This window comes from Mitsuaria sp. CC2, from assembly GCF_048957715.1.
Classification (GTDB): Bacteria; Pseudomonadota; Gammaproteobacteria; order Burkholderiales; family Burkholderiaceae_C; genus Roseateles.
Map to the genome: position 1 here is coordinate 111,081 of NZ_JARVXN010000024.1, position 16,673 is coordinate 127,753.

Annotated in this window: 15 protein-coding genes; 8 read left to right on the forward strand and 7 right to left on the reverse strand. The window is 70.3% G+C overall.

From position 1 onward, the window contains the following. Positions 1–216: 216 nt before the first annotated feature. The gene (locus PV762_RS17310) at positions 217–1,269 is read right to left on the reverse strand and encodes an AraC family transcriptional regulator (protein ID WP_421036244.1); all 1,053 of its coding nucleotides are present in this window, start codon (positions 1,267–1,269) and stop codon (positions 217–219) included. Between the two features lie 78 nt (positions 1,270–1,347). On the opposite strand from PV762_RS17310, the gene PV762_RS17315 reads away from it, so the two are divergent. Beyond that, the gene (locus PV762_RS17315) at positions 1,348–2,613 is read left to right on the forward strand and encodes an MFS transporter (RefSeq protein WP_421036245.1); all 1,266 of its coding nucleotides are present in this window, start codon (positions 1,348–1,350) and stop codon (positions 2,611–2,613) included. Positions 2,614–2,706: 93 nt separating this feature from the next. Here the strand turns inward: PV762_RS17315 and PV762_RS17320 are convergent, their stop codons facing one another. The 3 genes from PV762_RS17320 to PV762_RS17330 form a co-directional block, all read right to left on the reverse strand. Continuing rightward, positions 2,707–4,263, reverse strand: a complete 1,557-nt coding sequence (locus tag PV762_RS17320) for a methyl-accepting chemotaxis protein (protein WP_421036246.1) — start codon at positions 4,261–4,263, stop codon at positions 2,707–2,709. Between the two features lie 159 nt (positions 4,264–4,422). After that, the gene (locus PV762_RS17325) at positions 4,423–6,333 is read right to left on the reverse strand and encodes a diguanylate cyclase (protein ID WP_421036247.1); all 1,911 of its coding nucleotides are present in this window, start codon (positions 6,331–6,333) and stop codon (positions 4,423–4,425) included. A gap of 68 nt (positions 6,334–6,401) precedes the next feature. Further along, positions 6,402–6,848: a response regulator gene (locus PV762_RS17330; protein WP_421036248.1), complete on the reverse strand. Its 447-nt coding sequence runs from the start codon at positions 6,846–6,848 to the stop codon at positions 6,402–6,404. A 227-nt stretch (positions 6,849–7,075) separates the two neighbouring features. Between PV762_RS17330 and PV762_RS17335 the strand changes: the two genes are divergently transcribed. The 6 genes from PV762_RS17335 to PV762_RS17360 all read left to right on the forward strand — a co-directional run bounded on the left by PV762_RS17335 (position 7,076) and on the right by PV762_RS17360 (position 13,576). Further along, positions 7,076–9,187: a CocE/NonD family hydrolase gene (locus PV762_RS17335; RefSeq protein WP_421036249.1), complete on the forward strand. Its 2,112-nt coding sequence runs from the start codon at positions 7,076–7,078 to the stop codon at positions 9,185–9,187. Positions 9,188–9,371: 184 nt separating this feature from the next. Then, entirely contained in the window at positions 9,372–9,536 is a 165-nt protein-coding gene (locus PV762_RS17340) for a hypothetical protein (protein ID WP_421036250.1), read from the forward strand. A gap of 117 nt (positions 9,537–9,653) precedes the next feature. Further along, positions 9,654–10,103 (forward strand): hypothetical protein, encoded by a 450-nt coding sequence (locus PV762_RS17345; RefSeq protein WP_421036251.1) that lies wholly within the window; start codon positions 9,654–9,656, stop codon positions 10,101–10,103. Then, entirely contained in the window at positions 10,103–11,089 is a 987-nt protein-coding gene (locus tag PV762_RS17350) for a DUF2145 domain-containing protein (RefSeq protein WP_421036252.1), read from the forward strand. Before PV762_RS17345 ends, PV762_RS17350 begins: the two co-directional genes overlap by 1 nt. A gap of 94 nt (positions 11,090–11,183) precedes the next feature. Then, positions 11,184–12,371, forward strand: a complete 1,188-nt coding sequence (locus PV762_RS17355; RefSeq protein ID WP_421036253.1) for a glycerophosphodiester phosphodiesterase — start codon at positions 11,184–11,186, stop codon at positions 12,369–12,371. 92 nt (positions 12,372–12,463) lie between these two features. Then, positions 12,464–13,576, forward strand: coding sequence for a hypothetical protein (locus tag PV762_RS17360; RefSeq protein ID WP_421036254.1), 1,113 nt, complete (start codon positions 12,464–12,466; stop codon positions 13,574–13,576). Between the two features lie 64 nt (positions 13,577–13,640). Here the strand turns inward: PV762_RS17360 and PV762_RS17365 are convergent, their stop codons facing one another. Further along, entirely contained in the window at positions 13,641–14,393 is a 753-nt protein-coding gene (locus tag PV762_RS17365) for an MBL fold metallo-hydrolase (protein WP_421036255.1), read from the reverse strand. A 190-nt stretch (positions 14,394–14,583) separates the two neighbouring features. Beyond that, on the reverse strand, positions 14,584–15,267 hold the full coding sequence (locus PV762_RS17370) for an ion channel (protein WP_421036256.1): 684 nt from the start codon (positions 15,265–15,267) through the stop codon (positions 14,584–14,586). Between the two features lie 217 nt (positions 15,268–15,484). Here PV762_RS17370 and PV762_RS17375 point away from each other — a divergent pair, with 217 nt between their 5' ends. Further along, positions 15,485–15,703: a hypothetical protein gene (locus PV762_RS17375; RefSeq protein ID WP_088409127.1), complete on the forward strand. Its 219-nt coding sequence runs from the start codon at positions 15,485–15,487 to the stop codon at positions 15,701–15,703. 24 nt (positions 15,704–15,727) lie between these two features. Here PV762_RS17375 and PV762_RS17380 read toward each other — a convergent pair whose 3' ends face one another. Further along, positions 15,728–16,651 carry a DMT family transporter gene (locus tag PV762_RS17380; RefSeq protein WP_421036257.1) on the reverse strand — a complete coding sequence of 308 codons (924 nt, stop codon included), beginning with the start codon at positions 16,649–16,651 and terminating at the stop codon, positions 15,728–15,730. Positions 16,652–16,673 lie beyond the last annotated feature (22 nt).

The following is a 16,673-nucleotide window of genomic DNA, read 5'->3' on the forward strand; positions in this document are numbered from 1 at the left end:
CACAAGCTGTGCCAACTGTCACGATTTTTCGAGGGACATCGCTGGAAACTCCGATGCCATCGGAGTTTGCGAGCGTCCTGCCGGATACACCCCGATCCATGGGGATCCCCCGCGACACAGGGGTGTAAAGCCCGCCGACTCCGGGTTAGCCCGGGTCGTACGACCTCTGCCGCCCGCGTCGGCCCGCGAACGGCGCGAGGCGCGTGGCGCCGCGGATCAACCCGGGGGGCGCGCGGCCGAGCGGCGCAGCGCGCCGGGCGGTTGCCCCACGATGCGCTTGAACGCGCGGCTGAACGAGGCCTCGGAGTCGTAACCCAGCCGGTCCGCCGCGACCGCGACGCGCATGCCCTCGTGCGCGATCCAGCGGCGGGCCTGGAACATCTTGACCTTGGCCACGTACTTGGCCGGGCTCTCGCCGACCGTCTTCGTGAACGCCTCGGCGAAGCGGGAGCGCGACGCGCCCATCAGGCCGGCCAGCTCGGGCACGCTCCAGTCGCGCTCGGGCTCGTTGTGGATCGCGGCGATGACCTTGCCGATGCCCGGGCACTGCACCGCGGCGATCCAGCCGCTGGCGTCGTTGCAGGCGCATTCCACCCACGCGCGGATGATGCTGGCCGCCAGCACGTCGGCCAGCCGCGACAGGATGCCGCAGGCGCCGATGCGGTCCAGCGCCACCTCTCGCTCCATCGCCTCCAGCAGCGTCGGCACCGTCGGGTCGCGGCGCGCCAGATCGTTGGCCCGCATCGCGTCCGGCATCATCGCCAGCAAGGGGTGCAGCGGGTCCAGGTTGAAGCGCATCGCGCCGCAGAACATGACGTCGGGCGACTCCTCCGCCGGAGCGGTCTCCGCGGGCGCATCGGCGCCCGCCGCCGTCATGGCGCCTGCCATCGCCACGGCTTCGGCGCCGACGAGGTAGATGTCCTCCGCCACCGTGCGACGCGCGATCGCGTCGATCTCGACCGCAGGCAGGTCCGGCGCGCTCGCCAGCACATGCGCGCTGCCGCGCGGCAGCAGGACCGCATCGCCGGCATCGAGCCGGACCCAATCGCTGCCCGGCGTCTTCAGCCACGCGGTGCCGCGCGCCAGGAAGTGGAAGCGCGCCTCCTTGCGCGCCGGGAAGGCGATGGCCCAGGGCGCACGCATCAGGCAGCGGCCGTACTCGACGCCTTCCAGCCGCAGCCCCAGCAGGATCTGCGTCAGCAGGTCCGCAGGCTTCAGCGGTGTCGGCGGCAAGGGCTCCGTGGGCGCCCTGGAGGAATCGTCAAGCATTTCGGCTATTCCGGCATGGAAACGCCTGGATCCTACCCATAAGCTGAAGGCCATACCCACTGTCCCCTCTTCTCCGCCGTGTCTCCCTCCCGCACCGCCCCTCCGGCCGCCCCCCTTGTCGCTGGCGCCACCTCCCCCACCGCCACCTCCCCCACTGCCACCTCCCCCACTGCCTCTTCCCCCGCGGCGGAGGAACCCGCCCACTGGGCGGCGATCGCGTCGCTCACGGTGGGGGTCTTCGGTCTCGTGACGGCGGAGTTCCTGCCCGCGAGCCTGCTCACCGCGATGGCCGCCGACCTGAACATCAGCGCCGGCGCCGCCGGCCAGACGGTCACGGCGACCGCGCTGGTCGGCGCCGTCGCCGCGCCGTCCGTCCCGCTGCTGACGAAACGCTTCGACCGGCGCCTCGTCCTCATCGCGCTGACGCTGCTGCTGGTGCTGTCCAACGTCATGGCGGTCACCGCCTCCAGCCTGGGCGTGCTGCTCGCGGCGCGCGTCATCCTGGGTGTCGCGCTGGGCGGCTTCTGGTCCATGGCCGCGGCGCTGGCGATGCGACTCGTGCCCATGCACCTGTTCGCGCGCGCGATGTCGGTCATCCTGGCCGGCGTCTCGGTCGCGACCGTCTGCGCCGCGCCCATCGGCGCCTGGATGGGCGAGATGTGGGGCTGGCGCAGCGCCTTCGTCGCGGCGGGCGTGCTCAGCCTCGTCACGCTGGCGGCGCAACTCCTGACCCTGCCCAGGCTGCCGCCCAAGGACAACCCCAACCTGCGCGTCCTCGGCGAACTGCTCACCCGCCCCGGCGTGCGCGTCGCGCTGCTGGCGGTGCTGCTCGTCATCTCCGGTCACTTCGCCGGCTTCACCTACATCCGGCCGCTGATGGAAAACATCACCCACCTGCCGGTCTCGATGATCTCGGCGGTGCTGCTCGGCTACGGCATCGGCGGCTTCTTCGGCAACCTCGTCGGCGGCTTCCTGGCCGAGCGCAGCGAGCGCCGCGCCATCGTCGCGGGCGGATCGCTCATCGTCGTCCTTGCGGCCGCGCTGCTGATGGCGGGCAGCTCGGCCTGGGTCACCGCGGTCGCGGTCGTGCTGTGGGGCTTCGCCTTCGGCGCCTTCCCGGTCGGCTTCCAGACCTGGATCGTGCGCGCCGCGCCGGACCAGGCCGAGGGCGCGGGCGGGCTGCTCGTCGCCGCCTTCCAGATCGCCATCGCCAGCGGCGCCATCGGCGGCGGCATGCTGGTCGACCACATCGGCGCGCTCGGCGGACCGGCCTTCGCCGCGGCGGCGATCACGCTGGGCACACTGCTCACGCTGCGTCACGGACCGCGCGTCGCCAAGGTCTGAGACGTCAGGGCTGCCGTACCGCCACCGCCGCTGGCCCTCCCCCCCGCCTCCTCCCGCAGTGCCGGAGAGGGAGTCCGACCGAGCGGACGGGTGTTACCCGAGCCGGAATCGTGCCACCGACGCGACGAGCGCCTGCGCCTGCTGACGCAGGCTCTCCGCGGCGGCGGCGGATTCCTCGACCAGCGCGGCGTTCTGCTGCGTCACCTGGTCCATCTGGTTGACCGCCTCGCCGACCTGGTTCACGCCCTGCGACTGCTCGCGCGTCGCGCTGCTGATCTCGCCCACGACATCGGTCACCCGACCGATCGCCGCCACGATCTCCGACATCGTGGCGCCGGCCTGCTCCACCTGCCCCGTGCCCTGCTCCACGCGTTCGACGCTCGCGGCGATCAGCAGCTTGATCTCCCGGGCGGCCTCCGCGCTGCGCCCCGCCAGCGCGCGGACCTCCGACGCCACCACCGCGAAGCCCTTGCCGTGCTCGCCCGCCCGCGCCGCCTCGACGGCCGCATTCAAGGCGAGGATGTTGGTCTGGAACGCGATCCCGTCGATGGTCCCGATGATGTCGGCGATGCGCCGGCTGCTCTCCTCGATGCCGCGCATGGTCTCGACGAACTGCGTCACCACCGCGCCGCCGCGCTGCGCCACCTCGCTGGCGGAACGCGCCAGCCGGTCCGCCTGCTGCGCGTTCTCCGAGGTCTGCAGCACCGTCTCCCCGAGCTCGGTCATCGTCGCTGCGGTCTCTTCCAGCGCGCTGGCCTGCTCCTCGGTGCGCTGGCTCAGGTCGTGGTTGCCCATCGCGATCTGCCCGCTGGCGCTGGCCACCGACTCGCTGCCCTCGCGCACGCCGCCGACCACCTGCCGCAGGCTGACCTGCATCGCCTTGAGCGCCGCGATCAGGCTGCGGTCGTCGCCCGGACGCACCCGGATCTCGCCGCTGAGGTCGCCCTCCGCGACCTGCCGTACCAGCCGGGCCGCCTCCGCCGGATCGCCGCCGAGCTGGCGCCGCACGTGCGCCAGCAGCAGCAGGGCCAACCCCACGGCCACCCCCACCGACACCACCGTCAGCGAGAGGCTCCAGCCGCGCCCGGCGGCATAGCTCTTCTGGGCGTCCAGCCGCGACTGGTCGCTGCCGGCGGCGTTGTAGTCGGCGCTGCGCTCGATCGCCTTGACCCAGGTGTTGAAGCTGTTGCGCGAGTCCGCGCGGAAGAAGGCCTTCGCCTCGGCATTCGTGGCGTCGCCGCGCGAAAGATGCAGCAGCCGCTCCTGGGCCGCGAAGTAGGCGTCGCGCGCGGCGATCACCTCGGCGTAGAGCCGGCGTTCCTCGTCGTTGGTGATGTAGGGCTGATAGGCCTTCTCCGCCGCGGCCAGTTCCTGGCGGGCATTCGAGATGTTGCGCTCGATCTGGGCCATCTCCTGCCTGTCCTCGGACAGCAGATGATCCGGCTCCATCCGCCGGATCTGGTTGGCCTTGATCCGGATCGCCGCCATGTTCTGGATGCTGGGCAGCCAGTCCTCGGCGATCTCGGTCGTGCTGTCGTGCACGCGGTTCAACTGCAGCAGCCCCATGCCGCCGACCAGCGCGCACAGCGCCACCAGCGCCATGAAGGACACGGTCAACTGCGTGGACAAACGCCAACTTGCGAAGTTCATCTTGCCTCCCCCTTTGCCAAAGGAGTTGCCATGATGCGGCTTTGCAGCGGCGCTTTCCAGCGGGAGATGCCCCCTCTTCCCCTCTTTCCTCTTCCCCTCTCCCGCACCGCGGGAGAGGGAATCATCCGGCGTCAGGCGTCAGGCGTCAGGCGTCAGGCGTCAGGCCGCCACGGCCCACTCGGAGTGCACGTGCCCGGCGATCTGGATCTGGCCCTTGCCGGAGCGCTTGACCGCGTACATCGCCTCGTCGGCCGCATGCAGCAGCTCGCGGCAGCCATCGCCACCGCCGCCGATCACCGCGCCGATGCTGGCGCCGACCGAGACCTTCTCGCCGCTGTCCAGCGTGATGCGGCGCTGGATCGAGAACAGGCAGCGCTGCAGCATCTGCTCGACGTCCTCGGGCCGGGTGGCGCCGGAGAGCAGGATCGCGAACTCGTCGCCGCCCAGGCGCGCCACCACGTCGTTGCTGCGCACCAGGGCCTGCAGGCGCTGCGCGACCTCGGTCAGCACTTCGTCGCCGGCCTCGTGACCGTGCTGGTCGTTGATCGCCTTGAAGCCGTCCAGGTCCAGGTAGCAGACCGCGAAACCGCGGCCGGTGCGGCGCGCGCCGTTGATGGTGTCGCCGACCTTCTCCTCGAACAGCCGCCGGTTCGGCAGCCCGGTCAGCACATCACGCAGCGCCAGGTGCTGCGCCTGTTCCTCGCTGCGCTTCAGGCTGTCGATGTCCACCAGCATCCACATCGATTCGCTCTCCGACAGCACCGTGCCGTGCAGGTCGACCCAGAACTCGGTGCCGTCCAGCCGACGCATGCGCAGCTGCGCGTGGAAGCGGCCGCCGGAGCGCATGGTCGCCAGGCTGGCCTCGCGGATGCGGGCGTGCTCCTGAGGGCTGAGGAACAGCGTCTGCGCCGGCGTGCCGACCATGCCGCCGGGCACGGCGCCGAACATGCGTTCCATCGCCGGATTGCCCCACAGCGCGTGGCTGTCGCGGATGCGGACCATGCCGATCAGGTCGTTGCGCAGCATCGCGTCCTGCTCGCGGGCCAGCTGCTGCAGCGCGTCCTTGGCGCGGCGCTCGCGGCGGTGGATGCGGTGGATCAGCGCCGAGGCGGCCGCCACGGCCAGGGCCACCAGCGCCGCCAGCAGCGACTGCTGCACGACCTGGGTGCGCCAGCCCGCCAGGAAGTAGTTGCTGCTCATGCCGGTGAACAGCGTCATCGAATACCCCGGCACCTTCCGGAAGGCGGTGATGCGCTCGACGCGGTCGATCGCCGTCGGCGTGATGTAGACGCCGCGCTCGCGGTTCTGCGCCAGCGAGCGCAGCGCGTGCTCGGACAGCGACTTCGTGCCGAATCCCTTGGTGGAGGCCGGCTCGCTGGCGGAGTAGCGCGCCACGAGGTTCATGCCCTCCGACCGCAGCGACACCGCCCCCGAGGGGCCCAGCGCGACGCCGCTGAAGCGGTCCACGAAGTGCTGGGCGGTGACCACGGCGTAGACGATGCCGTCGAAGTTGCCGTCGTGGTCGATCAGGCGGCGCGCCAGGATGATGCACCAGTGGTTCTGAGCGCGGCTGTTCATCGGTTCGGAGATGACCATCGCGTCGGTGTTGCGCGCCTGTGCGAAGTAGGCGCGGTCGCCGACGTTGAAAGGACGCTCGCCGGGCATCAGGCCCGTCGTCACGGTGCCGTGGATGTCGGCCACGCGCAGCGCGACGATCTGCGGCAGCAGGCCGCGCTGTTCCTCGATCAGGCGCGCGACCATCGCGCTCTGGTCGGCGGATCGGGGAGCGCTGCGGAACCGCAGCGCGATCGTGGCCAGCGCGTTGTCGGTGTTGCGCAGCTCGGCGCCGACCTCGACGGCGATGTTCTGCGCCAGGTTCTCGACCACGTCGCGGGCCCGGTCGGTCTCCGTCTGGCGATGGTTCCACAGGCTGAGCGCGGTCATCGCGGCCAGCGCGACGACCACCAGCAGGTTGCCGATCATGAGCCAGGAAGCCATGGGACCGCGCGGCACCCACGACAGGGTCGGCCGCGTGAACGGCAGCCGGGGCAGTGTCATCAGGTGCTTCATGGCGGGTACTCCCAGGTCGGTGGAAACGATCGTGCCGGTCTGTGGGTGCCGGTTCGTGGATCGGACGCTCAGCCGTTGACGACGGCGCGGGGACCAGCGATCAACGGCACATTCAACGGGGCGTTCAGCGGCACGTTCGCGGCTTCGCGCTGGCACAGCTCGTGCAGGTCGGCGAGCAGCTGCTCGAAGTCGAAGGCCTTGTCGTAGAAGGCGTCGGCGCCGCTGCGGCGGCACGGCGCGGCATGGGTGGCGGCGTCTTCGGCGCTGAGCACGAAGACGCGGCCCGCGTAGTCCTGGCCGCGCAGGCGGGACAGCACCGACAGGCCGGTGCCCTGCGCCAGGTTCAGATCGAGCAGCACGACGTCGGGCGTGGTGGCCATGACGGCGTCGACGGCCTCGTCCTCGCCGGAGGCCTGCGCGACGACCGTGATGCCGCCGATCTTCTGGGCGCGACGGACCAGGAGCTGACGGACGGGAACGTTGTCTTCGATGACGGCGATGTTCATGGACGTCATGGTCGCCGCCGGGGGGCGCCGCCGCCATCCAGCGGCTGCCACTCGCGATGAACGCCGCCTGCCGTTGCTGCTGTAGGGGCTTGACCTACAGCGGCGTGCACGCCGGGAAACCCGACACCGCCGACGCGGCGGGTCGTGACTTCCTCCGCGCTCCTGGCATAGTCGGCGCCTCATGCCCCACAGAGTCGCTCAGCGACCACCCGACCCTCGGGACCTGGAGACAAGACATGACCCTGGCCTTCCCGACGCAGCGCGGTTCGGTCCGCCACTGGCGTGCGCGCAGCCGTGCGCGCTGCCGCGAGTTGATCGTGGCCCTGGCCGCCGGCACGGCGCTCGGCGCCTTCGCGCAGATGGCCCCGCAGCCCAGCCCTCAGACCACCACACTCGGCACGCGCGGCACGCTCGCCGCGCCCAATCCGGCCGTCACCGCCAATGCCGGCGCCACCTGGCCATCCACGGGCTACACGCGAGGTCCCGACCATCCCCGCGCGGTCACGCTGCCGCTGCAGTTCATCCGGCTGTCGTCGGGCAAGCAGCTGGCGGTGCTGGTGTCCATGCCGGCGGACTTCCTGGGCTTCCCGAAGTCCGGGCGGTATCCGGTGGTGTTGACGCAGACGGCCTACCGGATCGACGTCGGCCAGTTCCTCGGCGTGTTCACGCCGGCCGGCGGCAACACGCTGCTGATCGGCGGACTCGACCAGTTCATGGTGCGCCGCGGCTACGTCACGGTCGCCATCGACGCCCACGGCACCGGCATGAGCGGCGGCGTCACGCAGCTGATCGGCCCCGACGAGCAGCAGGCCTACCGCGAGGCCGTCGACTGGGTGACGCGTCAGTCCTTCTTCAACGGCAGCATCGGCGTGGCGGGGACGTCCTATCTCGGCATCAGCTCGCTGCTGACGGCGGGGCAGCAGCATCCGGCGATCAAAGCCGCGTTCGCGACGGTGCCCATGGGCGACGCCTACCGCGGCGTCGCGGCGACGGGCGGCCTGTTCAACGCGCAGTTCCTCAGCACCTGGCTGCCGCTGACGCAGTCGCTGAGCGTGGCCAACGCACCGGAGCTGCTGCTCAATCCCTGGTTCGCGAGCCAGATCAACGCTGCCACCGGCGATCACGTCGCGGCGATAGACACCTGGTACGCACCGACCTTCGACGGCTTCGTCGGCAACGCGAGCGGCATCGCGACAGACGACGGCTCGTTCTGGGCGGGCCGTTCGCCGGTCGAGAGCGCCGGCCGGATCCGCGTGCCGACCTTCATCGTCGGCGCGTCGCTGGACATCTTCCAGCGCGACCAGCCGCTGCTGTACGAGCAGCTCAAGCGCAACGTGACCGCCAAGCTCGCGATCCTGCCGGGCTCGCACCTGCAGTCGGTGCAGGGCGGCATTGCCGGCTTCGGCGGCGCGCCGTCGTACGGACCGCCGAGCACGACCTCGCTGCTGCTGCAGTGGTTCGACCAGTACCTGAAGGGACGCGCGGCCGGAGCCGACACGCTGCCGACGGTGACGCAATTCGTCGACGGCTACGGCAGCGGCGGCACGCCGCGCTTCGCGACGGCGAGCGACTGGCCGCATCCGAGGATGGCGCCGCAACGCTGGTACCTGCAGCCGGACGGCAGTCTGACCTCACGCATCCCGGCCACCGAGGCCGGCAGGACGATCTCGGAGCCGCCCGCGCCGACGGCCACGCGCGGCACGGTGCTGGGCACGATCTTCACGGCGGGCGTGCAGATCCGCGATCACAGCGACTGCTCGGCGAGCCAGGTGCAATGGACGCTCGGTCTGGCGGGGCTGCTGCCCAAGCCGTGCTACTCGGACAGCGCGCGCGTGGAATCGCTGCAGGGCGCGGCCGTTTACGAGACCGCGCCGCTGGCGCAGGACCTCTACCTGAACGGACCGATCCAGGCGGACCTGTGGATCTCGGCCTCGCGCCCGCAGGCGGCGCTGTCGGTGCGCATCGACGACGTGGATCCGTCCACCGGCGCGGTGAAGCCGCTGACGCACGGCCTGATGTCCGCGGCGCACCGCGCGGTGGACACGAGCCGCTCGCGCTTCGTCAACGGCACGATGATCCAGCCCTGGCATCCGTTCACGGCGGGCGCGGCGCTGCCGGTGGTGGCCAACGAGCCGATGCTGGTGCCGGTGGAGGTCTTCCCGGTCGCGGCGCTGGTCCGCGCGGGGCACCGGCTGCGCATCGCGGTCAGCGCGAGCAACCAGGCGCAGGGCATCTGGCCCACGCCGCTGCAGCAGCAGGCCAACGGCAACGTGACGACGATCCACGCCGGCCCGCTGCGGCCGTCGAGCCTCGTGCTGCCCGTCGTGCCTGCGGGGGAGCTCAACTGAGCCCTCCGCGGAGGGTGTTGTCGTGAGACCAGCGGGGCAGGCAACGCCTGACCCCGCGAACACCCATCCCATCAATCTGCATTCGTCGAGGGAATGACCTACTCACAGGTGTATCCCCCATCGAAGCGCTCTTCCGAGGGAGTGATTGCATCGCGCCGTCTGCCGAAACTGCTGGTCATTGGCGATGACTTCGCAGATCGAAAAGATGAGCGAGATGAGTGCCGTGTTGAAGGAATCGGAAACGCACGCCGATGACGAGTTGCAGAAGCCGGTCGATCAAAAAGTGATGAACGAACAGATCAAGGGCGTTCGCGAGACCTTCGCGACCTGCGCACACACCGACACCTGAACGTGTCATTGCATCCCCTATGCTTGCGCCGTCCGGCCGCCGTTCCGCAGCCGGACTGACCAGCTCATGGACGGTTTTATGCGCCACAGTTCTTCCCTTGCTTCCCGCCTTTCCTTCGTGTCCACCGCCGCTGCGATCGCCGCGCTGATGGGCGCCGCTGCGCTGCCGGCGCATGCCGACAGCATCCTGACCTCCGCCTCCAGCGCCGGCTCGGTCTCTTCGCGTCAGCTGTCCGACTCGATCGGCCAGTCCAGCGACAGCTCCAGCAAGGACCGCAAGGTCGCCGAGGGCGAGTACAAGGTCCTCGCCGTCGAGGACGCCGCCGGCCGCGCCGACACGCAGCGCCTGCGCCTCCAGCCGGTCCGCGCCGAAGGCGGCACCGAGTTCTTCCTCTACGTGCCCAAGCAGGCCGTCGCCGGCCAGCCGCTGCGCGTCGGTGACCACGTGCTGGCGCAGAAGCGCGACTACGGCTACGAGTTCGCCCGTGCCGAGAACAAGCAGGCCTTCCTGCTCGCGCTGCACGACGACTGGCACCGTGAGCTCGAATCGCATCCGGTGACCTTGTGATGCCGAGGGGGCCCCGCACGCGGGCCCTGGTCGCGATGGCGGCGCTCACCGCCGCATCGACGGCAGCATCGACCGCCCAGGCCGCGACCTTCTGCGATCGCGGCGGCGAAGTCAGCGCCACCGAGCAGGACCGCCAGCTCCAGGTCGTTGCGATCGCCCGGCGGGCGTTGGAAGCCAGCGGCGCCTCGGCCGCGCTGGTCTCGCGCTCCGGCACGGACCTGAGTCGCTTCCACCTGCAGTACTCCCACAGCGGCATCGCGCTGAAGGACAGCCGCAACAGTCCGTGGTCGGTGCGGCAGCTCTATTACGCCTGCGACGAATCCCAGGCGAAGCTCTACGACCAGGGTCTCGCCGGCTTCCTGCTGAGCGCCGGTCGCACCGAGCCCATCCGGCTCTCCATCGTCCTGCTGCCCGAGCGCGAAGGGGCCCGGCTCGCCGCCAGCGCGCTCGACAACCGGCGCGCGCTCGCGCTGCTGTCGCCACGCTACAGCGCCAGCGCCTACGCCTTCAGCACGCGGTATCAGAACTGCAACCAGTGGGTAGCGGAGCTGATGGGCTTTGCGTGGGCGCCGCGCGATGAGCACGCCGCGGCGGCCGCGCCGGTCCAGAGCGTCCTCCCCGTCGACGGCGTCCCTGTCGAGGGCGACATCCCGACGCGCGGGCAGGCACAGCGCTGGTTGAAGGACCTGGGTTACGACCCCGCGCCGGTCGCCGTGCCGTCGCATGCCGTCATGTTCGCGGCCCAGTTCGTGCCGCTGATCCACAGCGACGATCACCCCATCGACGACCTCTACGCCATGCGCCTGAGGGTCTCGACGCCGGCGGCGCTGGAAACCTTCGCGCACCGGCTCGTGCCGGACGCGCAACGCGTCGAGTTCTGCGCCTCCGGCTCGACGATCATCGTCCGCCGGGGTTGGACGCCGCTTCCTGCCGACTGCCGCGCCTCCGCAGGCGACGAGGTGCTGCCGCTGGCAGGCGCGGTGTAAGACCTGTTTCAGGGGACCTGCGCCCCTCAGGGTCATCATCAAACCTTCATCCAGTGGGCCCTACGCTTGGGACACCAACCGAAGGAGACACCCGATGACACTGCTTCGCACTGCCGTCCTCGCCACCGTGGCCGCCGCCTCGCTGGTCACGGCCGCCTGCGCCCACGGTGGCCAACAGCCGCCGCGCGCCAAGGAACCGCTCCTGATCGCGCATCGCGGCGCCAGCGGCTACGTCCCGGAACACACGCTTGCCGCCTACTGGCTGGCGATAGAGCAAGGCGCCGACTATGTCGAGCCCGACCTCGTGCTGACCAAGGACGGCGTCCTGGTCGCGCGCCACGAGAACGCCATCGCCATCCTGAATCCCGACGGCTCGGTGCGCGAGGCGACGACCGACGTCGCCGAGCGGCCCGAGTTCGCGTCCCGCAAGGCGACGAAGTCCATCGACGGCGTGGCGATCACCGGCTGGTTCACCGAGGACTTCACGCTGGCCGAGCTCAAGACGCTGCGCGCCCGCGAGCGCATCCCGCAGATCCGCCCGGCCAACACGCGCTTCAACGACATGTTCGAGGTGCCGACCTTCGAGGAGGTGCTGCAGCTGGTGGCGCAGGCCAACGAGCGTCGCAAGGAAGAAGCCGGGAAGGCCGGCAAGGACGGCCGCGGCCACGGTCATCACGGCGCCAGGGTCAAGCCGATCGGCGTGTATCCGGAAACCAAGCACCCGACCTACTTCGCCGGCATCGGCAAGCCGCTGGAGGAACCGCTGGTGCGCACGCTCAACAAGTACGGCTACCGCAGCCCGGACTCGGCGGTCTTCATCCAGTCCTTCGAGGTCGGCAACCTGCGCAAGCTGAACCGCATGACGCGCGTGCCGCTGGTGCAGCTGATCAACGGATCGGGCCAGCCTTACGACTTCACGGCGAGCGGCGATCCCCGCACCTATGCGGACCTCGTCAAGCCCGCGGGTCTCGCCGAGATCTCCAGCTATGCGCAGGGCATCGGCGCCAACACCAGCCTGATGATCCCGCTGGTCGCCGGCCGCCTGGGCACGCCCACCACGCTGGTGAAGGACGCGCACGCCGCCGGTCTCATCGTCCACGGCTGGACCTTCCGCGCGGAGAACGCCTTCCTGCCCGACGACTTCGACAGCAGCGCCGATCCGACGGCGATCGGCAACCTCGCCGGCCAGATCGAGGCTTTCCTCAAGCTCGGCATGGACGGCCTGTTCAGCGACCAGTCCTTCCTGGCGAGGAAGGCGATCGACGCCTACGGGAAGCAGTAGGCCGGACGTCGGGAGGCAGGGCGGCGCGGGGCCGTCGGAGAGGGGTCATGGCACTTCGCTAGACTCCCCCTATCCGACTGGAGTGTCCCGCCATGCCTGCCCCCGCGCCCCTGCTGCTGTCCCCGCCCGAGCTGAAGGGCGTCGACCAGGTCGTCGCCGATCCCCTGCGCTTCAAGGCCAGGCTCGCCATCGGCGAAGCGGCCTACACCTCGCTGCGCATGATCAACCGCGGCCGCGAGGTGTGGGACGTGCTCGGCGCCGCGGGCGCCGGCGCGGCGGTGGCCAAGACGGGCATGGTGGCGTCGCTGCTCGGCGCGTCGGCCACGCCCATCGGCTGGGTCGCCTTCGCCGCGCTCGCCTCCGGCGGCGCCTGCTACGGCATGTACCGGCTGCTCAGCTCCACCAAGGGCGAGCGCGTCATCGAGATCCCCAAGTACCTCAACACGCCGCTGGACACGCTGGGCCTGGCGCTGTTCGACCTGATCGCGCCGCTGTCGCTGCGCCTGGCCGCCGTCGACGGCGCCGTCGAACCCGCCGAACGCCAGTACCTCATCGACCACCTGATCGCCGACTGGGGCTTGAACCGCGCCTTCGTCGAGCAGTCCGTCGCCGCCGTCGAGGCGCGTCTGGGCGGCAGCGAGCTGGAGGCCATGGCCATCGAAGGCGCCGGCTTCCTCCATCTGAACCCCGACTGCAACCATGCCGCGATCGCCAAGGACCTCGGCGTGTTCATGCGCGGCATGCTCGAAGCGGGCGGCCCGCTGACGCCGGAGGAGACCGCGTCGCTGGACACCGTCGTGCGCCTGCTCGCGACCGCGCCGCCGGGCGAGTTGTCCAAGCGCTGGAACCAGACCGTGACGCTCGCCGGCGCCGCCGCCGGACAGGTCGCGGGACAGGTGCGCACGGTGCTGGTCGACACCGCCGACTGGACGCAGCAGCGCCTGCCGAGCGCCGACCAGGTCCGCGTCACGACGGCCACCGCCGCCACCCAGGCCTGGGACGCCGCGCGCAAGACGGCGGACTGGACGCAGCAGCAGCTGCCCTCCGCCGAGCAGGTCCGCAGCACCACGGCCGACGCGGCCAACCAGGCGGTGGATGTCGCCAAGAAGGGGCTCAACTGGGCCAAGGACCTGACCATCCGCGTGGTCGACACGACCGGCGTCGACAAGCTGCTGAAGCGGGACGAGCCGCCGACGAAGCATTGAGCGTCGCGTCCGCGGCGTTGCGCTCCAGGCACCCCGTTCAAGGCACCCGTTCAAGGCATCGCGCTCACGGCATGGCGTAATCGCGCTGCGTGACCAGATCGATCCCGCAGCTGATCGTCCCCACCCAGTCGATGAACTGCCCGACGGCGTCGCCGACCAGCGGCGCGCCGTGTTGCGGCACGATCATGCGGATCGGCAGCGGCCGCACCATCTCCGCCCACAGCTTGAGCACCTTGCCGCTGACCATGTAGCGCCGGTGGAAGGCCGTCATCGACGCGATGTGCGGCGCCAGCGCCGTGATCGGCTGCGTGGGATCGACGCCGATCGACACGCCCAGGTCGCCGGAGAACAGGATCCCGCTGGTCGCGTCCCAGAACTGGAAGTTGCCCTCCGAGTGCATGAAATGCGCAGGCAGCGCGATGAGTTCGCTCGCGCCGACGGCGATGCGCAGGCCGCGGTCCGGGATGCCGATCACGCGGCCCGCCGTTTTCCCCGGCTTGCAGAAGTGCGGGACGAAGCGTTCCCAGATCGTCGAGATGTAGACCGGGGCCGCCGTCGCCGTCATCCACCGGTCCAGCGACGCGATGATGTCCGGGTCCGCATGCGAGGCCAGGATCGCCGACAGCCGGTGCGGCGGAAAGCAGCTCGTCATCCCGAGGTACAGGTCGTTGTAGGCCAGGTTGCCGCCCGGATCGATCACCGCGCCGGTGCTGCCGTCGACGATCAGGAACTGGTTGGCCTGCACCCCGTCCCCGTGCCCGAAGTCGCTGAACATCAGGCAGCGATGCCCGCCGCGGTTGAAGAGTTCCATTGGCATGTCCGCCTCCCCGATCGCTGTGGATCGTTGTGAAAGGCGGCGACGATAGGCGGCGCGTCCGCCGCCGCGCGCGATGCGTGCACAGACGCCGCGCAACCTTGACCGATCGCAAGTCTTGCCCCCTCTCCCGCACTGCGGGAGAGGGGCTCAGGCAGGGCCAGCGGCCGTGGCAGTACGGAGGCCCGGCCGCTCAATCCAAGTCGGACAGCTTCCGGTGCTGGATCAGCGTCAACCCGATCAGTCGCGACACGACGGCGGCGAGGTACATGACCCCGACGAACATCTCGATCGTCGTCATCGCACGCGCCAGCGGCTTCACGGGGATCACGTCGCCGATGCCGGTGCTCGACAGCAGCGCGAAGCTGAGGAACATCAGCTCCGTCCACGTGCGCGGCGACTGCGGATCCACCGCCGCCGCGAAGCTGCCCGGATGCAGCGACTGCACCACCACGAACACATGCGCGAATCCCCACGCCAGCAGCGTGAAGGTCGCGCCCGCGGCATAGAGCTCGTCCGTCGTCGCGTGCCAGTCGCTCATCATGTAGGAGATCAGGCTCCCGGCCGCATAGAAGTAGAACAACGCCTCCAGCGCCGACGACCACGGCAGCAGCTGCTCCATGTGCCAGAACGCCTGCAGCAGCAGGAGCGCCACCGCCGGCAGCGCGATCGTCACGCTCAGCCAGGTCAGCCCCGGCGTGCTGCGCACCATGCGCGTGGTGAAGATCAGCACCACGATCCCGAACGCACCCAGCGCCAGAGGCGCCGACCGGCTCCCTTCGAGCAGCGGGTACAGCACCAGCCCGAGCAGTTGCATGAGCAGCAGGATCGCGGACGGATGACGCCGCGTGACGACGAGGACTCGAAGGAAGCGCATCGCCGCATTCTCACCGCGTCGGCTTCGGCTGGCCCCAACGTCGCGCTTCGCCGCCTGATCGCGCCCACCCGCGATGGCCGACAGCCGGATGCGGCGTCGTCCTACGTGCGTCCGCCCGGCGAAGCGCTTCAATGAGCCACCCCGACACCGTACGGCATGCGAGGCGACGGCCGGGGCGACTCATCTCAACATCACATCGCAAATACTGGAGGACGTCATGGGTGGCATTCGACTGATCGCGGTGATCCTGATCGTCGCGGGCGTGCTGGGCCTGGTCTACGGCGGGTTCTCGTACACCAAGGAAAACACCGCCGCCAAGGTCGGCCCGATCGAGCTGAAGGTCGAGGAGACCAAGCGCGTCAACGTGCCGCTGTGGGCCGGCATCGCCGCGATCGCCGTGGGCGGCGTCGTGCTGGTGGGCGCGGGCCGGAAGTAAGCCCCCGCGGGAGACACGACGGCCTCAGCGCCGGCCGAGGTTCATCAACGCCGTGCCCGCGATGGCCATCGTGCCGCCGACGAGCAGCGACGCGTCGATGACCTCGCCCAGCCCCAGCGCTGCGAACACCACGCCGAACACCGGCACCAAGGTGATGTAGCCGGCCGCCGCGCCGGCGCCCAGCGCCTTCACGCCGTCGAAGTACCACGCGTAGGCCAGCGCCGTCGATCCGACGACGATGCCGGCCATGCACAGCCACGCGTGGCGCGGCGCGGCCAGCACGCCGGCGACGCCCGCCGTCCCGTCGACGGCCAGCGTCAGCACCAGCAGCATCAAGGCACCGATCGCCGCAGTGACGGCGGTGGTCGTCAGCGCATCGACGCCGGCCATCACCTTGCGCCCGATCAGGGTGTAGGCGACCCAGCAGCCGACACATCCCAGCAATAGCACTTCGCCGATCCCGACGCGGCCGTCGAGGACATGCCAGGGCTCGCCCTTCGTGATCACGATGGCGGCGCCGACCGCGGCCATCGCCATGCCCAGTCCGATCCGCTTGTTCAGGCGCTCGTGGAAGATCCACGCCGCCAGCAGCAGCGTGATCACCGGGTTCAGCGTGATCACCAGCGCGCCCTTGCCAGCAGGCACATGCCGCAGCCCGCTCATGAAGAAGGTCGCGTAGCCGAAGACACCGAAACTGGCGGCCAGCACCATGCCGCCCCAGCGTCTGGCGCTCCAGTCCGCCAGCGCCGCGAGCCGGCCGGTGCGCGCCAGCCACAACATCAGGATCGCGCCCGCGAAGAGGAAACGGCACGCCGCGGCCGCCAGCGGCGGCATCGTCTGGGCGAGCACGCGGCCCATGGGCCAGGAAGCACCCCAGAGCACGGCCATGCCGATGAGCCGCAGGTGAACGGAAAGCAGCGAAGGGGAAACGGCAACGGAGGTGGTCATCAATGCAGCAACAGCAGTACGG